Source organism: Pseudonocardia hispaniensis (assembly GCF_042658695.1).
In the GTDB taxonomy this organism is placed as follows: domain Bacteria; phylum Actinomycetota; class Actinomycetes; order Mycobacteriales; family Pseudonocardiaceae; genus Pseudonocardia; species Pseudonocardia hispaniensis.
The window spans coordinates 19,941-29,396 of the sequence record NZ_JBHSQW010000017.1; the positions used below are offsets into that span (position 1 = coordinate 19,941).

At 71.8% G+C, this 9,456-nt stretch carries 12 protein-coding genes; 2 read left to right on the forward strand and 10 right to left on the reverse strand.

From position 1 onward, the window contains the following. Positions 1 to 47: 47 nt before the first annotated feature. The 9 genes from ACFQE5_RS08760 to ACFQE5_RS08800 all read right to left on the reverse strand — a co-directional run bounded on the left by ACFQE5_RS08760 (position 48) and on the right by ACFQE5_RS08800 (position 6,928). Positions 48 to 1,424, reverse strand: coding sequence for a tyrosine-type recombinase/integrase (locus ACFQE5_RS08760; RefSeq protein WP_379584330.1), 1,377 nt, complete (start codon positions 1,422 to 1,424; stop codon positions 48 to 50). After that, complete coding sequence (locus ACFQE5_RS08765) at positions 1,421 to 1,618, reverse strand: helix-turn-helix transcriptional regulator (RefSeq protein WP_379584331.1); 198 nt, start codon at positions 1,616 to 1,618, stop codon at positions 1,421 to 1,423. Before ACFQE5_RS08765 ends, ACFQE5_RS08760 begins: the two co-directional genes overlap by 4 nt. Beyond that, on the reverse strand, positions 1,615 to 3,294 hold the full coding sequence (locus ACFQE5_RS08770; protein WP_379584332.1) for a replication initiator: 1,680 nt from the start codon (positions 3,292 to 3,294) through the stop codon (positions 1,615 to 1,617). Before ACFQE5_RS08770 ends, ACFQE5_RS08765 begins: the two co-directional genes overlap by 4 nt. Next, a complete protein-coding gene (locus tag ACFQE5_RS08775; RefSeq protein WP_379584333.1) occupies positions 3,291 to 4,574 on the reverse strand; it encodes an FtsK/SpoIIIE domain-containing protein in 1,284 nt (427 codons plus the stop codon). Before ACFQE5_RS08775 ends, ACFQE5_RS08770 begins: the two co-directional genes overlap by 4 nt. Continuing rightward, a complete protein-coding gene (locus ACFQE5_RS08780; RefSeq protein WP_379584334.1) occupies positions 4,564 to 4,779 on the reverse strand; it encodes a hypothetical protein in 216 nt (71 codons plus the stop codon). The genes ACFQE5_RS08775 and ACFQE5_RS08780 overlap by 11 nt, the downstream gene beginning before the upstream one ends. Further along, positions 4,776 to 5,153 (reverse strand): WhiB family transcriptional regulator, encoded by a 378-nt coding sequence (locus ACFQE5_RS08785; RefSeq protein WP_379584335.1) that lies wholly within the window; start codon positions 5,151 to 5,153, stop codon positions 4,776 to 4,778. Before ACFQE5_RS08785 ends, ACFQE5_RS08780 begins: the two co-directional genes overlap by 4 nt. Next, positions 5,153 to 5,542 carry a hypothetical protein gene (locus ACFQE5_RS08790; RefSeq protein WP_379584336.1) on the reverse strand — a complete coding sequence of 130 codons (390 nt, stop codon included), beginning with the start codon at positions 5,540 to 5,542 and terminating at the stop codon, positions 5,153 to 5,155. Before ACFQE5_RS08790 ends, ACFQE5_RS08785 begins: the two co-directional genes overlap by 1 nt. Positions 5,543 to 5,643: 101 nt before the next feature. After that, positions 5,644 to 6,075: a plasmid replication, integration and excision activator gene (locus ACFQE5_RS08795; protein WP_379584337.1), complete on the reverse strand. Its 432-nt coding sequence runs from the start codon at positions 6,073 to 6,075 to the stop codon at positions 5,644 to 5,646. Between the two features lie 106 nt (positions 6,076 to 6,181). Next, the gene (locus tag ACFQE5_RS08800) at positions 6,182 to 6,928 is read right to left on the reverse strand and encodes a GntR family transcriptional regulator (RefSeq protein WP_379584338.1); all 747 of its coding nucleotides are present in this window, start codon (positions 6,926 to 6,928) and stop codon (positions 6,182 to 6,184) included. Between the two features lie 85 nt (positions 6,929 to 7,013). On the opposite strand from ACFQE5_RS08800, the gene ACFQE5_RS08805 reads away from it, so the two are divergent. After that, a complete protein-coding gene (locus ACFQE5_RS08805) occupies positions 7,014 to 8,114 on the forward strand; it encodes a DUF1152 domain-containing protein (protein ID WP_379584339.1) in 1,101 nt (366 codons plus the stop codon). 248 nt (positions 8,115 to 8,362) lie between these two features. Next, entirely contained in the window at positions 8,363 to 8,701 is a 339-nt protein-coding gene (locus ACFQE5_RS08810) for a hypothetical protein (RefSeq protein ID WP_379584340.1), read from the forward strand. A 142-nt stretch (positions 8,702 to 8,843) separates the two neighbouring features. Here the strand turns inward: ACFQE5_RS08810 and ACFQE5_RS08815 are convergent, their stop codons facing one another. After that, positions 8,844 to 9,218, reverse strand: a complete 375-nt coding sequence (locus ACFQE5_RS08815; RefSeq protein WP_379584341.1) for a ClpX C4-type zinc finger protein — start codon at positions 9,216 to 9,218, stop codon at positions 8,844 to 8,846. Positions 9,219 to 9,456: the final 238 nt, after the last annotated feature.

The window sequence follows — 9,456 nt, forward strand, 5'->3', positions numbered from 1 at the left end:
CGGCATCTCTGTACGCGTCCGCGAAACAGTCGCGAACCGCCCGAAGATCACCCGAGCCTGCTTCCGAGTACCGCGGAGATGCGCTCGTTGATCGCATCGCGCTGCCCGTCGAGGCACTTCGCGTAGACCTTGTTCAGCACGTCCACCGAGTGCCCCGCGCGCTCGGCCACCTCGGCCGCAGGCACCCCGGCGTTGAGCCACGTCGAGACCGCCGCGTGCCTCAGGTCGTACGGCCGCGCGGCCAAGGGGGAGGCGACCTGCGCCGGCGTGAGCGCAAGCTCCCGGGCCGCATGCCACACCCGCGTGTACGTCGCCGAGCCGACCACTCCCCCACCGGGAGACCGGAACAGCCGGCCATCCGCCCCGACGCCGAACCGGTCGATGTGCTCACGCAGCGACAGCACCAGAGCCGGCGGAATGGGCACGATCCGCGCCTCTCTCGCGGCTCGGTGCTTCAGACCTCGCCGGTCGTGCACCTCGCCGGAGTCCGTCCAGCGCGACCCGGCTGCGGGACGCGACTCCCACAGCGTCAGCTCACCCCACCCGGTTTCCGGGAGCTTGCAGTCGGTCTCACGGATATTGATCATCTCCGCAGGACGGGCCGCCGAGTAGTAGATGCCCGCGAAGAAGCCGACCAGGTGAGCACCCCGAGTTGCATTCCGTCGCCCGACGTAGCTCAGCACGACGAACAGCTCGCGCGCCTGCCTGGGGTTGATCACCACGCGAGGGTCAACCTGTTCCACCCGCTTCGGACGCTTCCAGCGGAGATGCGTCACTGGATTCGAGACCAACAGCTCGCGCTCGACCGCGAACGCAAGCAGGTTGTGCACCACCGCCCGTTTGCGCCCGATCACCGTCGCTGCCGCAACCTTGCCGTCGAGGTTCCTGGCCAGGCCATCGAGCAGTTCCCGCGCCGCGCTCGCCTCCGCGAGATCACCAACAGGTCGCGACGACTTCGCCAACCAGTCAACGACGAGCCGATCTTCATCGCCAATCTCGTCCCGGCGGTCCGAGGGCGGAAGCACATGAACGGTCAGCATCCGTCGCAAGGCCGCGACGCTGGGACGAGCCGGCCCATCGACGACGAAGGCAGCGCAGGCGGTCGCCAACGCATCCACTGTGCTTCGCCGGGAGTTGGCCGCCTGGTCGGGCCACTTCATCGCCACGTACTCCTGCGCAAGCTGGACGAGGGTTGCGGAGTTCCTCCGACGCATCTCCGAAGCCGGCAGGCCGGACTCGACGTCGAAGGCCTCCCCTGCTCGCGCCGCCTGCATGAGTTGGGACCGTCGGTTGTTCGCCAACGCCTTCGTCACGAACCACTCGGAGTGCTGCTTGCCCTCCGTCACCCACCGGACGCCATACGGACGCGCCTTCTTCTTCCAATGCGCGATCTCCCAGAACCGCACCTGGTAGGTGGTAGTCATGCCGCACTCGGCAGCTCGTCGAGCCATCGCAGGAAATCCGCCCGCCGGATGCGCAGCTCACCGTTGGGGAGCCGGATCGCGGGCGGCGCGACACCGAGCTGACGCCAGCGGTAGAAGGTGTCTCGCGATACCCCGTTCAGTTCCGCGAGCACCTCCCGCACCGTCATCAAATCGGTTACCAGACGCCCCGTCATGCCGCCTCCCCCTCAGTTGCCGAACGGTTCTGGTCAGGTGGGTCGCCTGCGGCCTTGAGGGCGGCGTCGTAGTCGGCGCGCCAGCGTTGGCGTTGGTGGATCGCGTGCAGCAGCAGCACCGGCCGGGGTGGGACGTCGCGGTCGCCGGGAGCGGTGCGTTCCCATTCGAACGGACCGTCATCGACGGCGTAGGCCGGCTGCACGCCCGCGCGGTGGAGCAGTTGCCGAACGAACGCCGACCGCTCGGCGCGGTGGTCGGCCAGGGACTTGTTGGACCATTTGCGGGAGACCAGGACGCGGCGGCCGGCGAGGCCGAGGTGTTCGGGGCGGTGCGCCTTGCCCTTGCACACCCCCGGCGTGGTCGACGGGCGGGCGCCCTTGGGCTGCACCCCGTAGAGCAGCCAGACCGGGCAGCGCGGCGAGCACGGCGTGATCCGCAACTCGGCGACCAGGCGGCGGGCGTGCTCGCGTTGGCGGGCCGACGCGTCCTCACCGAGGCCGGCGGCCTGTCCGACGGACTTGGTGAGGTACTTGGTGAGGTAGCCGATGTGGCGGCCGGCTTCCTCGGTGCCGCCGAGGATGCCCTTGACGTGCACCTGCGCCCCGAACACCACCGTGTGCGCGGGGGTGATCAAGACCTCGGGGTCGGTGGCCTCCTCCCAGGTCGGCAGGGCCTCGCGGGTGTCCGGGTCAACGAAAGCTTTGGCCCGATCGTCCCAGCGCGGCAGCCGATCCCCCGAATATTTGATCTCGTCGTGGGGTGGCCACCACACCTGGTGGTAGGTCGCCGCGGCGATCGCTCGCAGTTCGGCGCGGGGGATGGTGCCGCGGATGGCGGCGTGGAAGTGCGGGGCACCGCGCTTCTGGGGTTCGACGGTGCCGAAGTACTGCACGTCCCAGCCGACGCAGCGCCGCGTGTTCTGCCAGAACCGGTCCACGATCTTCGGGAAGTGGATCGCGTCCCGGGCGGCCCGGCGGTAGTCGTACGTGCCGGGGTCGACCGCGGCCCCCTCGGCGTCCACCCGGCCGTACGAGTCGAGGGTGAGGGTCAGGAACGTCGAGGGCCGATAGCGCCCGCCGAACACCTGCCCGAGGGTGCGCTTCTCCACCGGCCGGCGCGGCAGGTTCGGTGCGTCCTGCCGACGCCGCGTCGAGCGCTTGACCGCGGCCCGGTCGGGCGGGTCGAGCGGGGCGAGCCGGCCCCGCACCCCAAGCGCCCGGAGTTCGGCGTCGATCTCGGCGACAACGCCGCGGATCTCCTCGCACTCGTCCTCATCGCCCTGCTCGCGGGCAACGGTGTAGGCGGCATGCAGGTCCGCCCGGACGGCCATCAGCTCCTTCTGCCGCGCGGTCGGGTCGGCCGGGGCGGCGACGGGCTCGTGCTCGAGGTGCCAGCCCTGTCGGCACTGGACCATCCGCAGCCGCCGAGCCTTGTCCGCGCACGGCCGACAGCGGTCCTCCCGGGTCGAGCCGCACGGCACCGGAACCACATCGACCCGCCCCGAGGTGAGGTCGATGCGACGCATCGCCAGCGGCCGGACGCACACGCCGTGGTCCTCGGCGAGCTGCCGGGCCACCTCGTCGGACAGCGCCAGGAGCGCCTTCTGCGCGCGGGTGAGCCGCTCCTGGTCGAGCGGCTGCCCGTCGGTCGGCGCGGGGATCTGGGTGCTGGTCATGCTGCGGCCTCCCAGCCCGGATGAGTGGGGGTGCCCGGACAGGCGGCGTCGGTGGCGGCGATGTGGTCGCAGTAGGCGCCGTAGCCGCCGATCCACGGCCCGCGCAGCCGCAGCAGGGGCAGCCCGGGGCCGGTCAGCAGGGCTACCCCCTTGGGGCTGGTGGCGTGGACGTCGGCCTGCTCCGGGGTCACCTCAGGGTGCAACATCTTGAGGGTGTTGATGTCGTTGACCGCGAACGACAGTCGGGTCAGGGCCTGGTCGCGTTCGAACGCGCCGACCACGTCGGCCTCGGCGCGCTGCACGATCGTCACGACCCGGATCCCGGCCTTGGCGCCCTCGGCCAGCAGCCGCGCCACCGACCGGTGCACCGCCGAGGGTTTGGCCCGGGTGTGCCCGACCAGCCGGCCCACCGCGGCCCACTCCTCCAGCACCACCACCAGCAGCGGGCAGGCGGGGCCGAGCGGCACGGTGTCGGCGCGGGGCGGAAGGGCGGCGATGCGCCGGTCCATCTCGGCGACCACCGCGGCGATCGCGTCGGCGTAGCGCTGCGGGTGATCGGTGCCGGTGACCCGCCAGCCGCGCGGGTGCGGCCCGAACGGGCGCAGCAGCAGCCCGGTGGGATCGATCCCAGCTATATCCACGTGCGGGCGGGCGGCCAGCTGGGCCAGCAGGCTGTAGGTCCAGGCCGACTTGCCCGAGCGGGTGGCGCCCTGCACGGTCAGATGCGTCAGCTCGTCGAGCGGGACGGTGACCGTGGCGGCGTGCTCGTCGATGCCGAACACCAGCTCGCCGGCCGAATGCGGGGGCAGGAACGGCACCGGAGCGGCCAGCGGATCGTGCTCGATCAGGTCGACCCGGACGTGATCGACCCCGCGCGGGCGCAACCGCACCCCCCAACAGCCCAGCCCGGCCGCGAGCTCGTCGGCCGCCTCGGCCAGGGCGGCGAGGGTCTGGCCGGGGCGCAGCCGCACGATCAGGTACGCCGGGTCGCCCAGACCCCGGCCGGGCTGGACGTGGGTCAGCAGCGGCAGCCCACCGGTGCCGAACCCGCCCAGCGGGGTGAGCAGCTTCTCGCCGAACCCGGCCCGTTCGGTCGCCTCGCGCCAGCGGGCCCGCAGGTCCACCCGGGTCCGCGCAGTCAGCCACGCGTCGATGCGCGCCTCGCCGCGGACACCCCGTCGCGCCCACAGGCGGGCCAGCCTGCCAGCCCACCGCGACCCGGTCTCGGTAGCCACGGTCCGTGCCCGCAGCGGCACGGACGGCATCGGCTCAGCGCGCACGGCGACCACCCCGCCGACCTCGCTCCCGCCCACCCCGAACGCGCTTGTCCGTCGCTGCCTTGTCCTCGTCCTGCTTGCGGGCGCGGCGGCGCTCGGCGTTGGCCCGGGTCTCGGCCCACCGCGCGGCCTGCGCCCCGGTCAGCGCGACCGGCGTCTCGATGTACTCAGTGGTCCACTGCCCGAACGAACCCCGCTTGATGATCATGCGGCCTCTCCCCTGACCGGCTCCCACAGCGACAGTTGCGCCCCCACCACCGACACGAGCACCGGAGTGGCCGGGGTCATCGGCACCGGGTCGGGTGCCGGCGTGGCCCCCCGGTCACCGGCGTGTAGCGCGGCCCGTTCCTCCGCGGACATGCCACCGATCACGCCCCATCGCTCGCCCGGCTCCTCGGCGGCCATCGCGTCGCGCAGACACGCCGAGCGGACCGGACAGCCCGCGCACACCGCCTTGGCGCGCTCGACGGCGGCGGCCCCGGCCGGGCCGCTGTGGAGCGGGTAGAAGACGTCCGGGTCGACCCCGGGGCGGGCGCATGCCGCGTCGCGGCGCCAGTCCTGCCCAGCCACCTCGCGGATCATCACGCCACCCCCGGCACGTCGAGGCGATCTCCCATCGCCCACATCCCCGAGCCGCGCGGATCACCGGCGGCGCGAGCCCGCCAGTCCCGCGCCGTGTCCCGCCAGAAGCGCGCCCGCTGCTGCTCGGCGCCCCGAGCGGCCCTGGCCGCCCGGCCGTGCACGACGTGGAGGCCGCCGTCGAGGTAAGCCCACCGCTCCAGGACCCGCCACCAGCCGGCACGGCGGGCGCACACCAGGGCCAACCGGGCGGCCCGGGCCGCGTGCTCGGCGGGCGTGCCCTCGGGCATCCTCGCCGCCTGCCGGTGTTGCGCATCGCACTCCGCCAGCGCGGCGGAGACCTTCGCCGGCACATCGGCGCCGGCGGTCCTGCTCTGGTTCGAGGCAGTCATCTACCCTTGTGTCCTTCCGAACTTAAAGCCTGGTCAGGGCATCTGTGAGGAAGATCGGGAGGGGAGCCCGGTGGCCGCCGCGGCTCCCCTCCCCGCGCGGGTCAGGCCGCATCCGCGCGGGCGGCCTTCGGCGCCGGCCGAGCCGCCCCGGTCTGCGGGGCGCGCATCCCAGTCGCGCGCAGGCTGTAGGCCACCCGCGGCCGGCTCCCGTTCTCCGCCACATAGGGCGTGACCGTCAGGCCCTCGAACTCCACCGGCCGAAACGGCATCCCGGTCATGGCCTCCGGCGGCACCGGCTGATGCGAGGCCGAGATCTTCACCGTCACCGTCTTGGCGTCCTTGCGGGCGTCCGGGTCGGCGTCCAGCACCGACACCGCCCACACCGGCAGCCCGGACTCCTTGTCCAGCTGCTGCACCGGACGGCCCGCGCTGGACTTCTCCCAGTCCCGCACCGGCTCGACCTCGGACACGACGTAAGCGCCGTGCGGGAACACGTCGCCGTGGTTGATCTTGAATCGGCTGGGGATCGCCATTGCTGCTCCTCGTGGCTGCGGCGGCCATGTGGCCTATGCCAGCAGCCACTATAAGTGGCATATGCCACTTGGACAAGGGGCTCGCGCCGGTCTGGCTGAGGCCGCGTCAGCGGGCCAGCGGATACTCCTGCCGGAACTCCCAGCGATCCGGGGGATAGGTGGCCTCGTCGAACTGGACCGGCTGATCGGCCGGGTCGTACGCGGTCAGTCGGTAGACGAGCACTGCCGACGGTCGGGGGAGGTCAAGGAGTCGACGCTCCTCTGCGGTCGCGAGCCGAGCGGCGACCTGGTCGCGGGCGTACTCGGACTCGCGACCGGTGACCTCGGCGAGGTACCTGCCGGTCCCCCCGAGCAGCCGCTCCGGCTCCAGCAGGCGCGGGGCTTGTTCGGCCACCTGCGCAGTGAACCATGATGTCGACAGTTCGATCGGCCGTCCGCCCTCACCCCGTAGCAGCCGCGTCCGCCGGGCCACCCGGCTCCCGGCCGGGACCTGCAGAGCCTCGGTGACGTGGTCGGGACCGTTGACAATCCCCGTCGCGATGAACTCCACGGACTCCGCAGCGCCGTACATCGTGCCGTGGTCGCGGGCCCGCTCGTAGCGCTCCCGTGCGCGCGGCACTCCCGGCTGGGCCCGCACGTACGTGCCCGATCCCTGCCGGGACTCCACGAGGCCCTGAACTCGCAGCGACTCCAACGCACGCGCCGCGGTCGGCCGCGCCACCGACCACGCCGCGGCAAGCTCGCGCTCCGAGGACACCTCGTCGCCCGGGCGGAGGTCGCCGCGCACGATCTGGTCCCGGATATGACCTGCGATCTGCAGGTACTTCGGGAGCACCTTCTGAATCTCGGGCATCTGCCCCTCGCCGGGATCTCACTGTCCTATGCCACTAGCCAGCGTAGGCCTGTGGTTGGCGCTTGCTGTCTGTAGGGTCCGGTGAGTGCGGACACTCATCGTGGCCGCGGGTGGCGGGGGCGATGCGATCACCAGCGCCGCACTCGTCAGGCCGCTGCGCCTGGCCGATCCTCCCGTCGTCATGACGTACTCGTGGGATCGACTGATGGTCGACCCGCTGCCCGGGCCCCGCACCGCCAAGGACTTCACCGGTCTACACGAGCTGGCGCCGAGTGTGCTGGAGATCGTCGCGAGCACGCGCCCGGTCGCGCCGGCCGGCTCGTCCCTGCCGTACCTCGCCGCCGACCTCCCGGCTCGGCTCCTGCTGCTCGACCCGGCCCACGGCGCCGCCGGTCTCGCCGACCAGATCAGCGCCGCCGCTGCACACTTCCAGGTCGACCACATCGCGCTTGTCGATGTCGGCGGGGACGCCCTCACCACTGGCCACGACCCGGGCCTGCGCAGCCCGCTCGCCGACCAGCTGGCGCTCGCCGCCTGCCTCCGCACCGGCCTCCCGACCCGCCTGGTGATCGCCGGCCCTGGACTCGACGGCGAGGTTTCGTGCGAGGCGCTGGCTGAGCGACTCGCGCAGCTCGACGCTCAGTCACTTCCGAGCCTCACCGCAGCCGATATCCGCCGCGTCCGCCACGTCTTCACGTGGCATCCCTCCGAAGCCTCCGGGCTCCTGGCCGCCGCGGCGAGCGGACTCCGCGGCCGGGTCGAGGTGCGCGACGCCGGCGACCAGGTCGAGCTGACCACCGCGACAACGGACCTACGCGTGGTCGACGCCAAACGCGCATCCACGCTCACTCCCGCCCGCCACCTGGAACACACCACATCGCTCGACGAGGCCGAGCAGATCATCCGAAACGTGACCGGGATATCCGAGATCGCGTACGAGACCCGCAAGGCGGATCGACTCGGCCGACGTCATGCTCGCCACCCCGATGTGGCCGACCTCGCCCAGGTCGACCGGCACGCTGCCGAAGCCCGACAGCGTGACGCCGACTACATCAGCGTCCGACGCCTGTCCGAACTGCTCGGCGCCACCAGCCTCGACGCGTTCGCCGCGCTTTCAGCCATGCTCGCGGCCCGCCGACCCCACGCCTACGAGTCCTCGGTATACCGCACGACCGCGGCGCCGTAGGCCTCCATCGGTCAGGATTCGACGCGTGGCCCGTCACAGCTCCCACCCGTGTCCCGCGCCGAGGCTGCCGAATTCGGCTCCATGAGATCAAGGCGCCGCCTGCGGCGGCGCGGGCCGGCCACGCCGCCCCCGCTCGGCTCGCGCCCTCCTGCCTCCGGCCCGCGCGCGGCCGGCGGAACCGGCTACCCGGCCCTGCCACGAAGGAGCGCCCTGTGCTCACACACCGGCAGACGCGCCATGATCGCCGCATGAGTGCCGCCGACGCCACAGTCGCTGTCCAGCTCACGGCCCGGTCGTGGTCCGTCATCGACGCGACGATGGACAACACCGCCGCCAACGCCCGAAACGGCCTCGACTACGCGACCGAGGATGTCGCCTTGGCAATCCGCCAGGCCGGGCAAGAGCAGGTTCCGTGGGTTGACGGCCAATGGCCGCCCATGGAGCAGATTCTGACGATTCGTCTGTCCACGGCGGACTGGAACTTCGCGATCGGCCAGGTGAGGCAGTCGCTGGAGCGGCCAGTCGACGACGAGACGGAGTCGCTGGAGCGGACCGTCCTCGAAGAGGTGACGCCCCAACTCGGCTGAGTCGGCCTCTCGGGCTCCGCCCGCACCCGGCACCGCTTAACGATCACCTCCACGAGGTGGTCTGATACGGCGTTCCGCCGCGCCCGAACGTGTCAGCTCCGTATGGGCGCCCTATGTGGGATTCCGTCCGCTCTGCTCGTTCCTATGCGTGGACAAGTGCATCTGCAGCGCGCTGCGCACAGCCAGCGCAGATGAAGACACCGGGTCCCGGGAAGAGCCTCCCAGCTTGCTCCGCCCTCTGCCCGCAGAACGAACAGCGCGTCAAGGGGACAGCCCACGGCCGCTTCCGACGAATACGCAGCGTCGCCAGCCTCATGAGCCCGAGGCTACGCGCAGATGACCAGGGAGCGCCCGTGCGCGGCCGGCGGCGGGCACGGCTACCCGAACCGCCACAAGCCGACGCCGTCAGCATCCTCACCATGCGAGACATCCTCGTCGGGCAGCGACCTCTGTCCGCCACCGTTGAGATCAGACGGCAGCAGGACCCGTGGCTCACGAACGCCGGCGCACCCGTCATCCGGGCCGTCGCCCCGCCGTGCCTTCGCCTTGGCTCGCCCTCTGCCTATAGCACGCATGACACTACTGCTGTCGCGCCCTCTGGTCGACGGACCATAAACCCGGGCTCCGCCCGGACCCGGCACCGCTCGGAGATCAGGGGAAGTGCGGAGGCGGTGGTGATCTCCTCACGGCGAGCCCAAGGGCAGCCTGCCCGAGGGGTGGAGCGCAAGGTGGGAAGACGTACCTTGCGCTCCACC

What these genes read in the sequence shown, in the direction of transcription:
- ACFQE5_RS08760 (WP_379584330.1), bottom strand. Translation starts at nt 1,424, where the DNA reads ATGACTACCACCTACCAGGTGCGGTTCTGGGAGATCGCGCATTGGAAG.
- ACFQE5_RS08765 (WP_379584331.1), bottom strand. Translation starts at nt 1,618, where the DNA reads ATGACGGGGCGTCTGGTAACCGATTTGATGACGGTGCGGGAGGTGCTC.
- ACFQE5_RS08770 (WP_379584332.1), bottom strand. Translation starts at nt 3,294, where the DNA reads ATGACCAGCACCCAGATCCCCGCGCCGACCGACGGGCAGCCGCTCGAC.
- ACFQE5_RS08780 (WP_379584334.1), bottom strand. Translation starts at nt 4,779, where the DNA reads ATGATCATCAAGCGGGGTTCGTTCGGGCAGTGGACCACTGAGTACATC.
- ACFQE5_RS08785 (WP_379584335.1), bottom strand. Translation starts at nt 5,153, where the DNA reads ATGATCCGCGAGGTGGCTGGGCAGGACTGGCGCCGCGACGCGGCATGC.
- ACFQE5_RS08790 (WP_379584336.1), bottom strand. Translation starts at nt 5,542, where the DNA reads ATGACTGCCTCGAACCAGAGCAGGACCGCCGGCGCCGATGTGCCGGCG.
- ACFQE5_RS08795 (WP_379584337.1), bottom strand. Translation starts at nt 6,075, where the DNA reads ATGGCGATCCCCAGCCGATTCAAGATCAACCACGGCGACGTGTTCCCG.
- ACFQE5_RS08800 (WP_379584338.1), bottom strand. Translation starts at nt 6,928, where the DNA reads ATGCCCGAGATTCAGAAGGTGCTCCCGAAGTACCTGCAGATCGCAGGT.
- ACFQE5_RS08810 (WP_379584340.1), top strand. Translation starts at nt 8,363, where the DNA reads ATGAGTGCCGCCGACGCCACAGTCGCTGTCCAGCTCACGGCCCGGTCG.
- ACFQE5_RS08815 (WP_379584341.1), bottom strand. Translation starts at nt 9,218, where the DNA reads ATGACGGGTGCGCCGGCGTTCGTGAGCCACGGGTCCTGCTGCCGTCTG.